Source organism: Bradyrhizobium sp. LM2.9, assembly GCF_054056555.1.
The window spans coordinates 4,626,270-4,642,808 of sequence record NZ_JBSRYJ010000002.1; the positions used below are offsets into that span (position 1 = coordinate 4,626,270).

The 16,539-nt window shown below is 63.7% G+C and carries 19 protein-coding genes and 1 pseudogene; 6 read left to right on the forward strand and 14 right to left on the reverse strand.

The window, feature by feature from the left end:
• Positions 1 to 8: 8 nt before the first annotated feature.
• The 6 genes from ACVWW3_RS24135 to ACVWW3_RS24160 form a co-directional block, all read right to left on the reverse strand.
• The gene (locus ACVWW3_RS24135; RefSeq protein WP_247343004.1) at positions 9 to 500 is read right to left on the reverse strand and encodes a DUF2852 domain-containing protein; all 492 of its coding nucleotides are present in this window, start codon (positions 498 to 500) and stop codon (positions 9 to 11) included.
• 120 nt (positions 501 to 620) lie between these two features.
• Positions 621 to 1,361, reverse strand: coding sequence for a TetR/AcrR family transcriptional regulator (locus tag ACVWW3_RS24140; protein ID WP_247343000.1), 741 nt, complete (start codon positions 1,359 to 1,361; stop codon positions 621 to 623).
• Between the two features lie 88 nt (positions 1,362 to 1,449).
• Positions 1,450 to 1,815 carry a hypothetical protein gene (locus tag ACVWW3_RS24145; RefSeq protein ID WP_456648433.1) on the reverse strand — a complete coding sequence of 122 codons (366 nt, stop codon included), beginning with the start codon at positions 1,813 to 1,815 and terminating at the stop codon, positions 1,450 to 1,452.
• Between the two features lie 59 nt (positions 1,816 to 1,874).
• Positions 1,875 to 2,282 (reverse strand): YciI family protein, encoded by a 408-nt coding sequence (locus ACVWW3_RS24150; RefSeq protein WP_456648432.1) that lies wholly within the window; start codon positions 2,280 to 2,282, stop codon positions 1,875 to 1,877.
• 96 nt (positions 2,283 to 2,378) lie between these two features.
• Positions 2,379 to 2,744, reverse strand: coding sequence for a nuclear transport factor 2 family protein (locus ACVWW3_RS24155; RefSeq protein WP_354044891.1), 366 nt, complete (start codon positions 2,742 to 2,744; stop codon positions 2,379 to 2,381).
• Between the two features lie 202 nt (positions 2,745 to 2,946).
• A complete protein-coding gene (locus ACVWW3_RS24160; RefSeq protein ID WP_456648431.1) occupies positions 2,947 to 3,222 on the reverse strand; it encodes a cupin domain-containing protein in 276 nt (91 codons plus the stop codon).
• 93 nt (positions 3,223 to 3,315) lie between these two features.
• Between ACVWW3_RS24160 and ACVWW3_RS24165 the strand changes: the two genes are divergently transcribed.
• The 3 genes from ACVWW3_RS24165 to ACVWW3_RS24175 all read left to right on the forward strand — a co-directional run bounded on the left by ACVWW3_RS24165 (position 3,316) and on the right by ACVWW3_RS24175 (position 5,446).
• Complete coding sequence (locus tag ACVWW3_RS24165; RefSeq protein ID WP_456648430.1) at positions 3,316 to 4,104, forward strand: SDR family NAD(P)-dependent oxidoreductase; 789 nt, start codon at positions 3,316 to 3,318, stop codon at positions 4,102 to 4,104.
• Between the two features lie 25 nt (positions 4,105 to 4,129).
• Positions 4,130 to 4,567 (forward strand): hypothetical protein, encoded by a 438-nt coding sequence (locus tag ACVWW3_RS24170; RefSeq protein ID WP_247342984.1) that lies wholly within the window; start codon positions 4,130 to 4,132, stop codon positions 4,565 to 4,567.
• A 525-nt stretch (positions 4,568 to 5,092) separates the two neighbouring features.
• Entirely contained in the window at positions 5,093 to 5,446 is a 354-nt protein-coding gene (locus tag ACVWW3_RS24175) for a hypothetical protein (RefSeq protein ID WP_456648429.1), read from the forward strand.
• 109 nt (positions 5,447 to 5,555) lie between these two features.
• Here the strand turns inward: ACVWW3_RS24175 and ACVWW3_RS24180 are convergent, their stop codons facing one another.
• The 4 genes from ACVWW3_RS24180 to ACVWW3_RS24195 all read right to left on the reverse strand — a co-directional run bounded on the left by ACVWW3_RS24180 (position 5,556) and on the right by ACVWW3_RS24195 (position 8,446).
• Positions 5,556 to 5,969, reverse strand: a complete 414-nt coding sequence (locus ACVWW3_RS24180) for a VOC family protein (RefSeq protein ID WP_456648428.1) — start codon at positions 5,967 to 5,969, stop codon at positions 5,556 to 5,558.
• A 53-nt stretch (positions 5,970 to 6,022) separates the two neighbouring features.
• The gene (locus ACVWW3_RS24185; protein ID WP_247447476.1) at positions 6,023 to 6,559 is read right to left on the reverse strand and encodes an SRPBCC family protein; all 537 of its coding nucleotides are present in this window, start codon (positions 6,557 to 6,559) and stop codon (positions 6,023 to 6,025) included.
• Between the two features lie 220 nt (positions 6,560 to 6,779).
• The gene (locus tag ACVWW3_RS24190; protein ID WP_247447475.1) at positions 6,780 to 8,081 is read right to left on the reverse strand and encodes an RNA polymerase sigma factor; all 1,302 of its coding nucleotides are present in this window, start codon (positions 8,079 to 8,081) and stop codon (positions 6,780 to 6,782) included.
• Entirely contained in the window at positions 8,078 to 8,446 is a 369-nt protein-coding gene (locus tag ACVWW3_RS24195) for a YciI family protein (protein WP_211394665.1), read from the reverse strand. The genes ACVWW3_RS24190 and ACVWW3_RS24195 overlap by 4 nt, the downstream gene beginning before the upstream one ends.
• Positions 8,447 to 8,590: 144 nt before the next feature.
• On the opposite strand from ACVWW3_RS24195, the gene ACVWW3_RS24200 reads away from it, so the two are divergent.
• Together ACVWW3_RS24200 and ACVWW3_RS24205 are read left to right on the forward strand one after the other, a co-directional pair.
• Complete coding sequence (locus ACVWW3_RS24200) at positions 8,591 to 9,556, forward strand: 2-hydroxyacid dehydrogenase (protein WP_456648427.1); 966 nt, start codon at positions 8,591 to 8,593, stop codon at positions 9,554 to 9,556.
• A gap of 117 nt (positions 9,557 to 9,673) precedes the next feature.
• On the forward strand, positions 9,674 to 11,641 hold the full coding sequence (locus tag ACVWW3_RS24205) for a cache domain-containing protein (RefSeq protein WP_456648426.1): 1,968 nt from the start codon (positions 9,674 to 9,676) through the stop codon (positions 11,639 to 11,641).
• A 32-nt stretch (positions 11,642 to 11,673) separates the two neighbouring features.
• Here the strand turns inward: ACVWW3_RS24205 and ACVWW3_RS24210 are convergent, their stop codons facing one another.
• The gene (locus ACVWW3_RS24210; RefSeq protein WP_456648425.1) at positions 11,674 to 12,318 is read right to left on the reverse strand and encodes a TetR/AcrR family transcriptional regulator; all 645 of its coding nucleotides are present in this window, start codon (positions 12,316 to 12,318) and stop codon (positions 11,674 to 11,676) included.
• Positions 12,319 to 12,423: 105 nt separating this feature from the next.
• Between ACVWW3_RS24210 and ACVWW3_RS24215 the strand changes: the two genes are divergently transcribed.
• Positions 12,424 to 13,068 carry a glutathione binding-like protein gene (locus ACVWW3_RS24215; protein ID WP_354044876.1) on the forward strand — a complete coding sequence of 215 codons (645 nt, stop codon included), beginning with the start codon at positions 12,424 to 12,426 and terminating at the stop codon, positions 13,066 to 13,068.
• Between the two features lie 110 nt (positions 13,069 to 13,178).
• On the opposite strand, the pseudogene ACVWW3_RS24220 reads toward ACVWW3_RS24215, so the two are convergent.
• From ACVWW3_RS24220 to ACVWW3_RS24230, 3 genes and pseudogenes are all read right to left on the reverse strand, one after another.
• Positions 13,179 to 13,947 (reverse strand): annotated as a pseudogene (locus ACVWW3_RS24220) (substrate-binding periplasmic protein).
• Between the two features lie 37 nt (positions 13,948 to 13,984).
• On the reverse strand, positions 13,985 to 14,335 hold the full coding sequence (locus ACVWW3_RS24225) for a c-type cytochrome (RefSeq protein WP_456648423.1): 351 nt from the start codon (positions 14,333 to 14,335) through the stop codon (positions 13,985 to 13,987).
• 88 nt (positions 14,336 to 14,423) lie between these two features.
• Complete coding sequence (locus ACVWW3_RS24230; RefSeq protein ID WP_456648422.1) at positions 14,424 to 16,142, reverse strand: outer membrane protein assembly factor BamB family protein; 1,719 nt, start codon at positions 16,140 to 16,142, stop codon at positions 14,424 to 14,426.
• Positions 16,143 to 16,539: the final 397 nt, after the last annotated feature.

Sequence of the window (16,539 nt, forward strand, 5' to 3'; positions counted from 1 at the left end):
GCCCGAGATCAGCCTTGCTGCTGGTCGGTCGGCGGCGGGGTCGGGCGCGTCTTGTGCTGGGACATGAACTGGTCGAACTCTTCCTTGTCCTTGGCGTGACGCAGACGGTCGAGGAAGTTCTTGAACTCGACCTGCTCCTCCTCGAGCCGCTGCAGCGTCTCGGTGCGGTACTCGTCGAAGGCGCGGTTGCCGCTCGAGGGCGGGCCGAAGCCGAAGCCGAAACCGCGGCGCTCCATGCGGCCGCGCATGCGGTCCATCTTGTACTGCATCCGCTCCATCTTGTTCTGCCAGCGGTCCTGATTGCTCCAGCACGACATTCTTCTGCTCCCGAGTGTGAAAAAGAGAAGGGCAAGTCCGATCGGCCACCAGATGATGAAGCCGAGGATCGTCACGGCGATCCAGCCGGGATGCCAGGGCGTCTCGAGCATGCGGGGACGCTCGTATTGTTGCTGTTGGTCCGACGGGCCGCGCCATCGATTGACATCAGCTGTGTAGGCCATTTCCATCTCCGTCACGGCATCAGCGCCGTTGTGAATGTAAATAACATTTACATAGCTAAATCATCCCGCGATTTTGTCAAGCCGACCGCCAGACAGGGCGGCCAAATTATTTGCGCAACTTTATTTCGGCTTGCCCCAGGGACCGCCGGGCGGCACTCCGGAACCGGAGGATGCCTCCGGCGGCACCGGCGGCGGCTCGGCGCTTTTCGCCGGGGATCGGCGGTCGGTCGGGAAGCCGAGACCGCGCAGATAGATCAACACCTCGGCTTCGAGCAGCTCATCCGGCGACATCGGCAGTTTGCGCCGCGCAGCGTCGCCGCGGGAGAACAGCGAGGCCACGCCGTGCGCCATCGACCAGATGTGCAGCGCCATCATCATCGCCGGCGGACGGGGCGTGCCAGGCGGTGCGAGCGCGGCAAGCCGCTCGGCCGCGGCACGAATGACGTTGAAAGCGCGCTCGCTGGCGGCCTGCAGCGCCGGATTGACATCCACCGGCACGCCGGATTCGAACATCGCGTTGTAGAACGCGGGCTCCTCGCGGGCGAAGGCGAGATAGGCCCTGCCGACGCGCTCGAACGCCGTGACCGTATCGGGCCGTCCGTCGTCCCAGGCCGCGGTCAGGCGCGCCTCGAACTGCTCGAAGCCGCGCTGCGCGATCGAGGACAGTAGTTCCTCGCGGTCGCGGAAATGCCGGTAGGGCGCCGCCGCGCTGACGCCGGCCATGCGTGCTGCATCGGCGAAGGTGAAGCCGGCCGCGCCCTTCTCGGCGATCAACCCGAGGGCGGCCTGTAACAGGGCTTCCTTCAGATTGCCGTGGTGATAGCCGCGCTCGGCGCGGCGCGTCTCCTTGCGCCAGCTCATGTGAACGAGCTTTACATGAGCCGGGCGTGAAGGTCACTAGCAGGAAGCCGGTCGTGATTAACCCCGTACTCTCACGATCGTCCGTGACCTAGCGGCCGGGGATCGGCAGCACCGGCATGACCTCGATGGCCTCGCCCGGGAAGATCGCAAAGTGCGGGTGGTTCTCGAACAGTTTTGCCGCGTCCTCTTGCGAGGCGGCGCGCACCACCGTGAAGCCGGTCAGCGCATTGCTCACCTCGGTGATTCCGTTGGCATTGATCTTCCGGGTCTTACCGAGCGGTCCACCCATCTCGACAATGACGGCCTTGTGCTTCTCGACCCAGCCGTGCCAGGCGGCCATGCCCTCCTGCTCCTTCGCCTTCCGTTCGGCCTCGGGCAGCGCTTGCCAGGCCGTCATTTTTGGGCCGGCCTTGCTGCCGAGATAGACGGCGAGGAATTTATGTTCGGTGCTCATGGGTATCTCCTCAGGTTGATGGGTTAGAAAGTTCAGTGCATTGCCCGCGGGCGAGGCCCCTATCGCTTCTTCAGATCGCCGAAACCGGCGGCGGCCTCCTGCACGTCGGGCGGAAAGTCGCTCATCTCCTGCACCTGCCGGATTTCGATGATTTCGTTGGCCGAGGCCGGACACTTCTTGGCCCAGGCGATCGCCTCGGCACGCGAGGCGACTTCGATCATCCAGTAGCCGCCCAGAACTTCCTTGGCCTCGGTGAAAGGCCCGTCGGTCACAACAGGCTCACCGTTCGCAAAGGAGACGCGCGCGCCCATCGACGGCGGATGCAGGCCGTCGAGCGTGATCAGTACGCCGGCGTCCTTTAGCGCCTCGTTGTAGCGCATCATCGCGGTAACGCGTTCGGGATCGAGTTGGACATCGGGCGGAGCAGTCTCGTAGCCGAGCGGGATCATCAGCATCATGAATCGCATGGAGGTTCCTTGCTTTGCGCTCACTTCCAAGACGAACGAGCTTTTATCGAACCGACAGGGTGACGAAAATTATTCCGGAGGTAATTGCGCTGGCCGCTAGCGCGGCTGCGGCAGGAAACGACCATCCTGCCGGGCGGCGCCGAAATAGACTTCGATGCGGCGGACCTTGCCACCGGCGAAGGTGAAGAACTCCGTGTTCCGAAAGCTCCTGCCATCTGTCGCCAGGCAGAGATAGGTGACGAAGGCCTCGTCGCCCCGGACGAAAATCCGCTCGATGTCGTGCCGCGCGATCCAGCCGGTGTCCTTCCAGCAGCGCTCGAAATAGGCAGCCTTGTCGAGGTCGTCGTCGAACGGGCTGGTGAAGCGGAACTCGTCGGCTAGCACGGCGCTGACTTGTTGCCGGTCGTTGGCGAGATAGGCGGCGAACAGACTTCGAATCAGGTGCTCGTGATGCTCGGGCACGGTCGCTCCTCCTCAAATCATTTGAAGCTCCGATGGAAGACGAACCGCGCGCAGGCCTGCCGACATCGCACGCCGATTCCCTGCGGCAAAATCGTCCTAGTCCGCCGTCCATCGCCGCGTCGCCTCGCTCGCTCCCTCCGGCAGCGCCTCGAAGACCGGCGAGGCCAGCACGGCGTGGACGTGTAGCGCGGTCGTGCCCGAATTACGAAAACCGTGCTTGCGGCCGGCGGGAACCAGCAGCGATTGGCCGGCCGTCACCCGTGACGCGCTCGGCCTCGATCCACATATCGGCCTCGCCCGCACGCACGGCCAGCACCTCCTCGACCGGATGACTGTGCGTCGGCGCCCCGGCGCCGGGCGCGACCCATTGCTCGAAGATGCAGAGCGCAGTGGCGCCGTTGCGCGCGGATGTCAGCATCCGAGTCGTCACACCTGGCCGCCATTCCTCGAGCGGGATCGCACTGGGATCGATGGGCATGAACAGAGGCCCTTTCTTGCCGGGACGAAAGCGAAGTAAAAGGAGCGGGCGCTCGCGCGCGACCGAACTTTCGGACACAGGACAGATTAGCAAATGCCGCAAACTCCGCAAAAACTCGCCCTCGTCACCGGAGCCGCGCGCGGCATCGGGCTTGCGACCGCGAAGAAGTTCCTGGCTGAGGGCTGGCGCGTGGCGCTGCTCGACATCGAGGGCGAGTTGCTCGGCCGCGCGGTCGCCGAGATCGGCCAGGACGAGGCCACGCTGGCGCTGACCTGCGATGTCTCTGACGCAGTCTCGGTTGCCGCAGCGATGACGACGATCGAACGGCGGTTCGGCCGGCTCGACGCGCTCGTCAACAATGCCGGCATTGCCGTGTTCGCACCGCTGATGGAAACGTCGGAGACCGATTGGCGGCGGGTGCTCGAGGTCAACCTCACCGGTCCGTTTCTCTGCACCAAGGCGGCGGTACCACTGATGCGCGATGGTAATGGCGGGGCCATCGTCAACATCACCTCGATCTCGGCGGTGCGCGCCTCGACGCTGCGCTCGGCCTACGGCACCAGCAAGGCGGGCCTCGCGCATCTCACCAAGCAGCTCGCGGTCGAACTCGCCTCGCTCGGCATCCGTGTCAACGCGGTCGCGCCGGGGCCGGTCGACACCGCGATGGCCAAGCAGGTGCACACCAGGGAGATCCGCGCCGACTATCACGACGCCATCCCGCTCAACCGCTACGGCCTGGAAGAGGAACTCGCCGAAGCGGTCTACTTTCTGTGCTCGGAACGATCGAGCTACATCACCGGCCAAATTTTGGCCGTCGATGGCGGCTTCGATGCGGCGGGTATCGGCCTGCCGACGCTGCGCGGCGAGCGGAGGAACGGGTAGGCACGGGAAGAGTTCGGAGAGTGCCATGCGACACGTCATCTCCCTCAAGGCCTTGATGCTCGCATCCGCGCTGCTCGCGTCCGCGCCCGCCGTGGCTGAAATCCGCATCATTCAGTCGCCAGGCGGACAGGTCGGGCCGTTCCTCGATTTGTTCGAGAAGGTGCGCGAGAGCGGCGAGCGCGTGGTGATCGACGGTCCCTGCCTGTCTGCATGCACGCTGGTGCTGAGCATCGTTCCGGGCGAGCGCATTTGCGTCACCCGACGCGCCGTGCTCGGCTTCCATGCGGCGCGCTCGGCCGACCGGCGCGGGCGCTTCTATGCCGAGCCGGAAGCATCCGACGTGGTGCTTGCCGCCTATCCCGGCCCGGTGCGCGACTGGATCAGCCGCCGCGGCGGTCTCTCGTCCAGATTGCTTTTGTTGAAGGGCCGCGACCTCGCCGCGATCTATCCGCGCTGCCGGTGAGGATGATGCGGCCGCGAAGCGTGTGACCAGGTTAAATCCGCCGCTGTCCTGCTGATCGCGGGCGTCAGCTTCACGCTCATCGCGTTGCTCGTGAGCTGGCAGACAACCGCGTCGGCAAAATTACGCCGGTCAGGCGCCACGTGAGGTCTAGTAAAACCTCTGGATCATCTGCGTCAGTTCCATGGTCGCGCAGATGAGCATACCCCAGAGTGCAAAGTTGATCTGTAGCGCCGTCGCCATCGGTCGCTCCCCTTCCAAGTCCGCCCGCCCCAATTTGTAGCTTTTTATGAAGCAATAATTAGCGATTCTGTCACGGAGTTACAGCCTAATATTGCGCCAGTTGTTGTGCGATGCAGTCCGCGTCATTTCACGAAGTGGCCTCACTGCCCTCGCAATGTGGTGCGAGAGCAAAAGTCCATATTCGGCCATGCGGGCCACACGTTTCCCTTAGGTTCCATTTTAGCGGCGTGACGCGAGTTTCCGCATGCGGGGCTAGCGTGTCGCGTATGACACCGAGGGTCCGGCATGATGCGACACGGCTTTGTCTTGCTCACTTTTTGCATAACGCTCATGGGATGCGCTGTCGCGCCTGCGCAGGAACGCCGCCCGATCGCATGGGACGGCCTCGGTCAGGATCCGAACCGCCCCTCTGCTACAAGGCGTCGTGTGGCGAACCAAGCTCCCGCACAGAGCGATCCGAATCAGGAGCGGGAAAGAGTGCTCGGTACCTTGCACCCGAACTCCGCGGCGTGGTGGGCCGTCCGTGACGAAATCGAAGCGGAGAATGACAGGCAGCTCGGCACCAAGCTCGTGATCTGCCCTCGCTGCGTTCCGTCGTCCTCACCACCGGGCAACGACGTGACCGGATCGATCCGCTGAGAGAGCACGCGGCCGATCGGCATATGACATAACGTCCTTGTGCGTGTCCCCTCTCCCGCATCGGCAGGAAGAGGGGATCGCCGCTTGGCGCATCAGGCTGTCGCGCCTGTCACATTCCATCGGCCGGGCAGTTCACCATCCAGGGAATGCCGAACTTGTCGACGCACATGCCAAAGCCCTTGGCCCAGAACGTCTTGCCGTAGGGCATGGTAACGCTGCCGCCATCGGCGAGCGCGTTGAACTTGCGCTCACCCTCCGCAGGGTCCGCGACCGTGAGCGAGATCGAAAAGCCCTGCGGCTTGTGAAATTGCTCGCCCGGTGCATCGGAGGCCATCAACACGCTGCCGTCGGGCAGCGACATCCGCGCATGCATGATCGTCTTCTCCCGGCCGGGCGCGGCGGCCATGTCCGCCGGCGCATCCGATGCACGCATCATGGCGTCGACCTTGCCGCCGAGGACCTTGGCATAATAGTTGAACGCCGCTTCGCAGGTGTCCTGATAGAACAGATACGCATTGAGCATGTTTCTCTCCTCTTCGTTTGCTTGAGCCGTTGGTTCCTTCGACGAGGACGGCGTTATTTCTCCGTGAGCTTCTTCAGGCTGGCAAGGCCGGCCTCGAAGTCTTTGCCGATCATGCTGTCCATGTTCATGAACACCTGCATCAGCTTGGACATGAAGGGGGCCGGACCAGACATCGCCCATGTGACCATTGTGGCATCGCCTTGCGGCACAAACGTGAACTCGGCGGTGTTGTGGCCTTCGAAGGGGCGCTCGAAATCCAGCTTGATGCGAAGTTTTGACGACGCATTCGCCTCGAGGATCTCCATATGGCCGGCGCCGACATTATTGTCGCCGTCCCAGGCATAGGTCGCGCCCTTGCCTTGCGCGGTACCGCCAAACGTACGCTTCATGGCAGGATCGCGGTTCTCGTAGGGTGACCAGGCCGTCCAGCGATGGAAATCGGCGACCTGCGGATAGATCGCATTGGCCGGCGCTTTCACGGCGAGGCTGCGCTCGACGCGGAACGTGTCGGGCTTCGTCAGGGCGAAGACGAGGACGCCAACGATTCCGGCCGCGAGCAGGACGGCGATGACGGCAATGGCTTTCAGCATAAAGAACTCCTTGGATGCTCGCTAAGGACGAAGGGGGATGGCCGGGGCCGACAATTCGGAAACAATAATTTGGACGACCGTCATGGCCGGGCATAGCAGTCCAAAGGACGGCGTCGCTTCCGCTTGCCTATGTCCCGGCCATCCACGTTCTCGGCGCCGATCAGAAGGACGTGGATGCCCGGGACAAGCCCGGCATGACGGCGAGAGATGGGGGTGCTCCCTACTTGACCTTCGCACCCTGCCTGGCGCCGCCATTGGCGCCCTTCGGCTGGCTATCCCGGATCAGGCGATCGAGATGCATGCGGATGTGGGCGGCTTCTGCGGACGTGTTGGCGAGGGCGATGGCGCGGTCGAAGGCGATGCGGGCTTCGTCATTGCGGCCGAGCTGCATCAGGAAGGCGCCGCGCACGCCGAAGAAATGGAAATAATTGGCGAGCTTTGGCGCCAGCGGCTCGATCAGGTCGAGCGCGGCTTGCGGTCCGCGCACCTTGGAAACCGCGACCGCGCGATTGAGTGTCACCACCGGTGAGGGCTGCACCACCTCCAGCGCACCATAGAGCAGGTCGATCTGCGCCCAGTCGGTCTCCTCCGGCGCTGATGCGCGGGCATGCAGCGCGGCGATCGCGGCCTGGATCTGGTAGGGCCCGCTGCGACGATGGCGCATCGCCTTGTCGATCAGCGCGAGCCCTTCCGCGATCAAGGTCCGGTTCCACAGCGAACGGTCCTGGTCGTCCAGCAGGATCAGCGAGCCGTCCGCGGCAAAGCGCGAAGCACTGCGCGCATGCTGCAACAGGATAAGTGCCGTGAGCCCCATGATCTCCGGCTCGCTCTGGAACAGCCGTAGCAGCAGCCGCGCCAGCCGGATCGCCTCCTCGCACAGTGGCTTTCTGATTTCGGCGGTGTCGCCGCTCGCCGAATAGCCCTCGTTGAAGATCAAATAGATCATCGCGGCGACACCGGCGAGCCGCTCGGAGCGCTCGACCGCGCCCGGCGTTTCGAACGGCGTCCCGGCCTCGGCGACCTTCGCCTTGGCGCGCGTGATGCGCTGCTCCATCGCCGCGTCCGACACCAGGAAGGCGCGTGCGATCTGCTTCACCGTGAGACCGGAGACGATACGGAGCGCCAGCGCGATCTGCTGCGTCGCCGGCAGCCCTGGATGGCAGCAGATGAACATCAGCCGCAAAATGTCGTCGCGATAGTGCGAGCCGTCGAGCCGCTCGGCGAGCGCGCCCTCGGCGTCGTCGAGATCGGAGATCGCCTGGTCGTCCTCCGGCAGCGGCTGCTGCTTCCGGGTGCGGCGCACCTCGTCGATGGCAACGTTGCGGCCAACCATGATCAGCCAGGCCGAGGGATCGCGCGGCGGTCCGTTCTGCGGCCAGGTCTTGAGCGCGCGCAGGCAGGCGTTCTGGAAGGCCTCCTCGGCGGTGTCGAGATCGCGGAAATAGCGCAGCAGCGCGCCGACCGCCTGGGGGCGCGCCGAGGTCAGCGCGGTCTCGATCCAGGCGGTATCGGCCTCGCTCACGTCAGATTCCCTCCGGGCCTGAACACGCCGACCGGACGCACCTCATAGGCGCCGCCGGGATTGGCCGATCCGAGGTCGCGCGCAACGTCGAGAGCCTCGTCGAGGTTCTTGCAATCGACGATGTAGAAGCCGAGCAACTGCTCCTTGGTCTCCGCATAGGGGCCGTCGAGCACCAACGGCGGATCTTCCTTGCGCAATGTCGCTGCCGCAGTGGTCGGCAGCAACCGCGCCACGGGGCCGAGCCTGCCCTGCTTCGCGAGATCTTCCTGCACCACGGCGAGCTTCTTCATCACGGCCTCGTCCTGGTCCTTGCTCCAGGAGCCGACGAAGTCCTCGTCATGATAGCAAAGGATCGCATAAAGCATGGGCAGCACCTTCTCTGAACGCTTGTTTTGAAGACGATCCACTATGCCCCGCTCCGACATGGCTGCGGAAAAAAACTGCAAGAAAAATCCGGCAGATCGTGCCAAGGAGAGGCACCAAAAGCGGAACCTTGTGAGGCACTTCGAATGACCGTGGGCATACTGGCCGTCCTGATCAACAGCACGCAGCAGAACTGGCTGCCGGAGCGCTGGAAGGCCCGGTTCGACGCGGTCTGCGGCGGGCGCCGCGTGGTGCTGCTGCCCGATGCCGGGCTCGATCCGGCCGAGGTGCACTATGCCGCGGTGTGGAAGCCGGTGCCGGGCGATCTCGGCTCATTCCCCAATCTGCGGGCGATCTTCAATCTCGGCGCCGGCGTCGATGCGCTGATGGCGGACAAGAGCCTGCCGAACGTGCCGCTGGTGCGCGTGGCCGTGCCTGATCTGACCGGCCGCATGACCGAATACGTCGTGCAGCACGTGCTGATGCACCACCGCCAGGAGCTTTATCTGCGCGAGTCGCAGCGCGAAAAGCGCTGGGAGCCGACATATCAATGGCCGGCGAGCGCCGTCACAGTCGGTGTGATGGGACTGGGCACGCTCGGCGCTGACGCGGCCGATATGCTGCGGCGGCTTGGCTTCCGCGTCGCCGGCTGGAGCCGCAGCCCGCGCAGGATCGAGGGCGTTGAATGCTTCCATGGCGCCGAGCAGATCGAACCGTTCCTGCGTACGACCGATATCCTCGTCAGCCTGTTGCCGCTAACGCCTGAAACAAACGGCATCCTGAACCGCGACGTCTTCACCAAGCTCAACCGCAAAAGCCCGCTCGGCGCGCCCGTACTGATCAATGCCGGCCGCGGCGGCCTGCAGAACGAGGCCGATATCCTGGCCTGCCTCGACGACGGCACACTGGGCGCCGCCTCGCTCGACGTCTTTGTGCAGGAGCCGCAGCCGAAGGACAGCAGGTTCTGGACCCATCCCAAGGTGCTGCTGACGCCGCACAACGCCGCCGACACCGACGCAGACGCGATCTCGGCCTATGTCGCCGAGCAGATCGCGCGGTTCGAGGCGGGTGGTGTGCTGGAGAACGTGGTGGACCGGGCGCGGGGGTATTGAGACCTCACGTGCCACCCGCGCCGTAAGATTCCTTGTCGTCCGCCGATATCCCGTTCACCCTCTCTTAGCGGGAAGTTGATAGGCGTTGTTAATCAACGCTCAACGAACGAGTCGGACATGCGGGCGAGCCTCGGCCTCAGGATGCGGATCACGGTTGCGCTGGCGGTGACCGCGGCAGCGACCGCCCTGTTCGCCGTGCTCGGGGCGATGTGGATCATTTCCGGCATCGTCGACCGGGCCGACCAGCGCGAGCTTCGCAGTCACTACGACGCGCTCCAGTCGCGAATTGCCGAGGAATCCCAGCGCGCCGCCGCCATGAGCGCCGTCGTGGCCGCGATGCCAGCGACGCAGGACGCCATGGCCAGACAGGATCGCAACGCTTTAATCGGCCTGTTCGGGCCGGTGCTTGCCGCGACCAAATCGGAGTACGGCGTCGAGCAGTTCCAGTTCCACGTGGCGCCCGCGACCTCGTTCCTGCGCGTGCACCAGCCTGCTAAATTCGGCGACGACCTCTCGGGCTTCCGCAAAACCGTGATCATCGCCAACCAGGAGCACAAGGTCGTGGTCGGCCTCGAGGGCGGCGTGGCCGGGCTCGGCATCCGCGGCGTCGTGCCGATCGCGCAAGGCGACAAGCATCTCGGTTCAGTGGAGTTCGGCCTGACCTTCGGCCAGTCCTTCCTGGACGACTTCAAGAGCAATCGCCATGTCGACATCGCCTTCCATCTCGCGGACGGCGGCAGCTTCAAGCTGTTCGGCGGCACGCTGAAGGGCAACAGCTTCTTCGACGCGGCCGATTACAGCCGCGCTGCGGGCGGCGACTTCACGGTACGGCAGGCGAAGCTCGACACCATGCCGGTAGCGGCGCTGCTCGGACCGATCAGGGATTTTTCCGGCAAGCCGCTCGGCGCGGTCGAGCTGGTGATGGACAATGCCGACTATGTGGCCTCCGCCGACCGTGCCTGGCTGCTGGCATTCGGCATCGCCGCGCTCGGGCTCGTGCTCGCCGCGATCGTCGGCTATCTCATCGCCCGCAGCATCTCGCGTCCGATCATCTCCATCACGAGCGTGATGCGCGAGCTGGCAGACGGACACCTCGACATCGCCGTCCCCGTCAGCAAAGCGAATGACGAGGTCGGCGCGATGGTGAAGGCGGTCGCAGTGTTCCGCGACAATGCGATGAGCTTCAACAAGCTCCAGACGGACCAGATCGAGGCCAAGGCGCAATCCGAAGCGGAGAAACGGCGCACCTTCGCCGCGCTCGCCGACAATTTCGAAGCCAGCATTCGCGACGTCGTCACCACGGTCTCCTCGTCCGCGGTCGAGATGGAGCACACGGCGCGCTCGATGTCGGCCATCGTCGAGCAATCGCGGCAGCAGACCGGCACGGTGTCGTCGGCCTCCGCGCTCGCCTCGGAAAATGTGCAGACAGTTGCTGCCGCCGCGGAAGAGCTGTCGTCGTCGATGAGTGAGATCAGCCGACGCCTTGCGCACGCGACCGAAGTCGTCGGCAAGGCGGCCAGCGATGGACAGAGGTCCAACGCACGCGTGCAGAGCCTGGCAGACGCCGCGCAAAAAATCGGTGACGTCGTCTCCTTCATCAGCGGCATTGCCGAGCAAACCAATCTGCTGGCGCTCAATGCGACGATCGAGGCGGCGCGCGCGGGCGAAGCCGGCCGCGGCTTTGCGGTGGTCGCCTCCGAGGTGAAGGCGCTGGCAACCCAGACCGCCAAGGCGACCGAGGAGATTGGCGCGCAGGTGACGGCGGTACAAGGAGAGACTACCGGCGCAGTGGACGGCATTCAGTCGATCTGCGCGACGATCCAGGAGGTCGACGAGATCTCCGCCGCGATTGCCGCGGCCGTCGGCCAGCAGGGCACGGCGACGCAGGAGATCGCGCAGAACGTCCAGCAGGCAGCGGCCCGCACTGGCGAGGTGTCGCAAAACATCGCAGGCGTCACCGCCGGCATCGCCGCGACGGGAACTGCGGCGGAGGAAGTGCTGGGCTCGGCGATCGAGCTGTCAAAACAATCGCAGCGGCTGCGGGACGAAGTGGATCGTTTTCTCGCGCATATTCGCGCGGCGTAGACGCGATATCTCACTGTCGTCCCGGCGGCGGCTTAACTTTTAGCTCCGATCGTCACGTCGATCGCCCCGTTCACGATCGCCTCCAGCTCTTTCCGCGATACCCGCGCGCGGGAGCGGATCGCGATTGAGTGTACGGTTGCGGATGCGATCTGTGCCAGCACGACGGGATTGGCGCTCTCGGGCAGTTCGCCCTTCTCCTTGGCACGGCGAAAGCAACTCGCAAATGCCTTGTCGAGCTCGTTAAGCCCGTCGAGCACCATGGCGCGGATGTCGGGATCGCCGACCGCTTCGGAGGCCGCCGTGACCACGGTGAAGCAGCCACGCGGGCCGGTCTCGCCGGAGAGATAGATGTTCAGCGCGGAGGCGAAGATGCGCTCCAGCCGCAGGCGCACGGGCATCTCCTGGCGAAAGATCTCCACCATCGATGCGCGCGCCTCCTCGCGGTAACGCTGGTAGCTCTTGATGTAGAGCTCGCGCTTGTCGCCGAAGGCACCGTAGAGGCTCGGGCGATTCATGCCGGTGGCTTCGCTGAGATCGTCGAGCGAGGTCGCAGCGAAACCCTGCGTACGGAACAGGTCGAGCGCTTTGCCAAGCGCGACGTCGGGCTCATAGGCGCGCGGACGGCCCCGGCGTTTGGGTTCACTGGCAGCAGCTGGCGGTTTCGATTTTTGTACCATTTCGCAAATTAATCCTTGACCGCGAATATAATATGCAAGATGGTACAAAAATCAATCTGGCCAGGTTGAGCAAACACCACAGGGAATTGCCCAAGGAGGCTCAAGATGGATCTTTATTTCTCGCCGCTCGCCTGTTCGATGGCAACCCGCGTCGCGCTGTATGAAGCCGGCGCCGAGGCGAATTATCTCGAAGTCGATCCGCCGACCAAGAAAGTGCTGAGCGATGGCACTGACTTCCGTACCGTGAACCCGATCGGCCTGGTGCCGACGCTGCGTACCGACGAGGGTGTGGTGCTGACCGAGAACGCGGCCATCCTGCAATATATCGCCGACCGCTTCCCGCAATCGGGCCTCGGCGCCGCAGCGGGCATCGATCGCACGCGGCTGCATCAATGGCTCTGCTTCATCGGCACCGAGCTGCACAAGGGCCTGTTCATCCCGGTGCTCGACCGTAAGGCGCCGCAGGAGACGAAAGCCTATGCGCTGGAGAAGAACTTGTCGCGGCTCGACTATCTCGACAATTACCTGAAGGGGCGCGACTTCCTGCTCGACCATTTCAGCGTCGCCGACGCCTATCTCGTCACGGTCATCAACTGGACCATGGCGACGCCGCCGATCGAGCTCGCGAAATGGCCGAACGTTAAGGCCTATTACGAGCGCCTGCGCCAGCGGCCGTCGGTCGCACGCGCGATCGCGGAGGAGTTCGAGCTGTACAAGGCCGAGCAGGCGCGGAAGAAGGCGGCGGCGTAGTAACACTCGGAATGAACCAGTGAGAGATCGCCCCGGCTACCTCGGCCGGGGCGGCACCCGCCGCGATGCTTGCGAATATATCGCGTCTGCTCCCGACCTGGCACCCGTAGCTATCTCGGCGCTTGCAGTACGACCCCGTAGCGGCCGTATATCCGATCGATCGTTCCGTCTTTTCGCAACCGTTCAAGCGCTCCATCGATAGCTTCGCGCAACGCATCATCCGGACGGACCATACCGACGGCAACGTTCCAGTTGAGATCGGCCACGCTCTCGTCGCGATCCAGAATGCGGAGTGCCTTGCCTGGATGCGTCAGATTGAAATAGCTCGCCGCTGTGGGTGTAACCGCAGCGGCATCGATCTCATGGTTCAACAGGGCGTCGAGGCTGTCGCTCTCGAAGCCGAAGGTCGACGTAGGCACGTGCCGTTGACCGATGATCATGGCTGCGACGGATCCGACCTGCACCCCCACCTTGGTATGCTCGTTGAGGCCCTGGAACGAAGCGAGCGCGCTGGATGACGGCACGGCGAGTGCGACTCCCGTGCGATAATACGGTTTTGAGATCCTCAAGCGGGTTTCGCCTTGCGCCGAGTGGTCGGCGATCACATCCAGAAGAATGTCGCAGCCGGCGCTCCGCAAGCTGGTACTGGGTGATGATCCAGTCGAGCCGGAGCGAGACGCCGAGTTCGCGTGCCAGCGCCTGGCCCAATTCAACCTGAAAGCCGGGAGGATCGACGGCCTTGCTCGCGAAGGGAAGCGAGTTGGGATGGGCGCATAACCCGAGCGCGCCGGACGAGCGGATCGCGTCCAGGGTTCGCGCCTGCGCCGGACCCAACAGTCCGATGATGGCGCCGACCATAAGCGGGAGAATTGACTTCATTCCGCGTTCTCGTATCGATGGATCGGGCCTCGGCGATTCAACCCTCGCGCGGCTTCAGGGCGCGGATATATTTGACGATCTGGTCGATCTGCGCATCGGTGAAAGCCCCGCCGAATGCCGGCATCGCGCCAGACTTGCCGCTCTTGATGCGGCTGTGAAGAAAATCGTCATCGCGTGGCGAATTCATCAACTGCGGTCCCTTGCCGGCGGCCCGGCCGCCGTCGGAGTGACAAAAGCCGCAAGTCCCCGCGAACAACCGCTCGACGTCGAACGTCCCGTTGTCCGGTGCAGGGGTGGCGGACTGCGCGTGAACCGGTGCGGCACAGAGCGACGAGGCGCCCAGCACCGCCGATAGCAGCGCGGTGATCTTCTTCAAATGCAATTTCAAGGTAACCAGCTCCATGTCCTGAAACGCGCTCGCAACTTCAATGCACGGGAAGCAAGCTTGCGCCTGCTCCCCGGCAATTTGCGATGACCTATTTCAGGCTGAAGACGACGAGCGCCCCGTCGTCACGCGGCATGCTCTTGTAGACGCCGCCGAAGTTTGGCGCGTACTCGTCTGCCAGCATGCCGCCGAAGCCTGCGGCCACGGCAATGTATTGCTTGCCGTTGACGGAATAGCTGACGATGCCGCCCTGATGGCCGGTGCCGTTGTTGTGATTCCACAGCTCGGTCCCGGTTTCAGCATCGTAAGCATGAATGATGCCGCGGGAGTCGGGCACGAACACGAGATTGCCCGCGGTCGACAGAACGCTCCCAAGCGGCGGCTCGGGATAACGAACCTCCCACTTCTTGGCCCCGGTGATGGGATCGCGCGCGTCGAGATGTCCATAAATCTCGCCGCCCGGAGGAGGTGCCATCTTGAAATCGGCGCCGATGTTGAGCTGGACCTGTGGCGCCGTGACCGGCGTCGTCTTCTGGACGTCGAGCGTCATGCACCATTCCTGGCCGATCTTGTAGTAGAGCCCCGTCTTGGGGTTGTATGAGCCGGCGTTCCAGCTGATGCCACCACCAATGAATGGGCACAGCGGCGGTTCGGTGACTTTCCCCGCGGAGAAGTCGCGACGGCCGATCAGAGCACCCGTCTTCGGATCGATATCCTTGACGAAATTGATGTTCTCAACGAGCCGCCAGACATTCTTCACGGCGAGATTGCGGTCGTAGACGAAGACGAAACCGCCTTTGTTCGGATGCACCACGAACTTCTGGCCGTCGCGTTCGAGCATCACAAACTCGCCGACAGCGCTGTCGAAGTCCCAAGCGTCGTGCGGCAATTCCTGATGATAGAATTTCAGCTTACCGGTATCGATGTCGAGACCGATCGCCGAACTCGTATGGAGATTGTCGCCGGGCCGCGCACCTTGCGTCTTGTAATCGGCGCCCGACCAATCGTAGAGCGGCGCCGGGTTTGCGGTGCCCCACAGGATGGTGTTGGTCTCGGAGTCGTAAGTGCCCGGCATCCAGCCGCCGCCCCCGCCCGTTCGCCAGGACTCGTTGCCCCACGTCTTCATGGCCTCGTCGGTACCGGCGACTGTCAGGAACTCCCACTTCTTCTTCCCGGTGGTGGCATCCAGGGCGAAGATCGGGCCGCGGCCCGGCCATTCACCGCCTTGCGCTCCGATGATCACCGTACCCTTCGCGTACAGCGGAGCACCGGTGAAACCGACTGTGAGCTTCTGCGAGTCGATCAGCCGGGTTTCCCAGACGACCTTCCCCGATTTCATATCCAGGCCAAGCGCCCTGCCATCCATGGTACCGACGAAGACCTTGCCCTCGCCGAGCGCGACGCCGCGATTGTAGGGAGAATGGGTCTGGCGGGCGATCAGCGTCTCGTCCAGTTCCGGAAAATGCGACCAGATCACCTCGCCCGTCGCGCCGTTAAGCGCGAAAACCCGGCTGTAAGAACCTGTGTAGTAGAGTATGCCATCAGCCACGAGCGGCATTGATTGCAGGCCACGGGTCGAGCGTCCGGGAATATGGAGCCAGGCAACGCTCAAATTGCCGACGTTGCTTGCATTGATCTGCGCCAGAGGGCTGTAGTGATAGGATTTGTACGAACCGTGATAGGTCAGCCAATCGTTCTGACCGGCGCTCTCGATCCGCCCAGTATCCACGCTTTGGGCCAACGCCGACGACACGATCAGCGTCGCGCCGGCAACAAGAGGTAGAGCAGACTTACACCAACGCTTCTTCATCCGTTCCTCCCGCTTTTGTGTTTGTTGAACTTGCGTCTTACAGACGGCGCCGCGAGGGATGTGTTTGCAGCTCGCTATGTGTCGGTTCTCTCCATCGCATATGAGTTGCCAACAGCTCTTGCTCTCTCGGCGGACATCGCCAAAAGAGCTACGTTCACTGGACTGATTGCTGTTGCACTCCTGCTCGCTCTCATAGAGTACGCCGGATGATAGGGAGCGCAAAGATGGAATGCGCGCGCGGCGCGAATTTGACGCGCAGCGCGCGCTTGAAGCGTCAGCTGCGCTGACCGTTTCGTCCCGCAACTCTCAGGCTGAAGCGGTTATCCGGACAGCGCGAAGCTGTCGCCGGAGGGCGTCGTCGCGGACAAGCACGATCGGGATGACGCAGACCGCTGCG

Excerpts from the sequence above, each read along its gene's own strand:
- ACVWW3_RS24135 (WP_247343004.1), bottom strand. The coding sequence starts at position 500 with ATGGCCTACACAGCTGATGTCAATCGATGGCGCGGCCCGTCGGACCAA.
- ACVWW3_RS24140 (WP_247343000.1), bottom strand. The coding sequence starts at position 1,361 with ATGAGCTGGCGCAAGGAGACGCGCCGCGCCGAGCGCGGCTATCACCAC.
- ACVWW3_RS24145 (WP_456648433.1), bottom strand. The coding sequence starts at position 1,815 with ATGAGCACCGAACATAAATTCCTCGCCGTCTATCTCGGCAGCAAGGCC.
- ACVWW3_RS24150 (WP_456648432.1), bottom strand. The coding sequence starts at position 2,282 with ATGCGATTCATGATGCTGATGATCCCGCTCGGCTACGAGACTGCTCCG.
- ACVWW3_RS24160 (WP_456648431.1), bottom strand. The coding sequence starts at position 3,222 with ATGCCCATCGATCCCAGTGCGATCCCGCTCGAGGAATGGCGGCCAGGT.
- ACVWW3_RS24165 (WP_456648430.1), top strand. The coding sequence starts at position 3,316 with ATGCCGCAAACTCCGCAAAAACTCGCCCTCGTCACCGGAGCCGCGCGC.
- ACVWW3_RS24170 (WP_247342984.1), top strand. The coding sequence starts at position 4,130 with ATGCGACACGTCATCTCCCTCAAGGCCTTGATGCTCGCATCCGCGCTG.
- ACVWW3_RS24175 (WP_456648429.1), top strand. The coding sequence starts at position 5,093 with ATGATGCGACACGGCTTTGTCTTGCTCACTTTTTGCATAACGCTCATG.
- ACVWW3_RS24180 (WP_456648428.1), bottom strand. The coding sequence starts at position 5,969 with ATGCTCAATGCGTATCTGTTCTATCAGGACACCTGCGAAGCGGCGTTC.
- ACVWW3_RS24185 (WP_247447476.1), bottom strand. The coding sequence starts at position 6,559 with ATGCTGAAAGCCATTGCCGTCATCGCCGTCCTGCTCGCGGCCGGAATC.
- ACVWW3_RS24195 (WP_211394665.1), bottom strand. The coding sequence starts at position 8,446 with ATGCTTTATGCGATCCTTTGCTATCATGACGAGGACTTCGTCGGCTCC.
- ACVWW3_RS24200 (WP_456648427.1), top strand. The coding sequence starts at position 8,591 with ATGACCGTGGGCATACTGGCCGTCCTGATCAACAGCACGCAGCAGAAC.
- ACVWW3_RS24205 (WP_456648426.1), top strand. The coding sequence starts at position 9,674 with ATGCGGGCGAGCCTCGGCCTCAGGATGCGGATCACGGTTGCGCTGGCG.
- ACVWW3_RS24210 (WP_456648425.1), bottom strand. The coding sequence starts at position 12,318 with ATGGTACAAAAATCGAAACCGCCAGCTGCTGCCAGTGAACCCAAACGC.
- ACVWW3_RS24215 (WP_354044876.1), top strand. The coding sequence starts at position 12,424 with ATGGATCTTTATTTCTCGCCGCTCGCCTGTTCGATGGCAACCCGCGTC.
- ACVWW3_RS24230 (WP_456648422.1), bottom strand. The coding sequence starts at position 16,142 with ATGAAGAAGCGTTGGTGTAAGTCTGCTCTACCTCTTGTTGCCGGCGCG.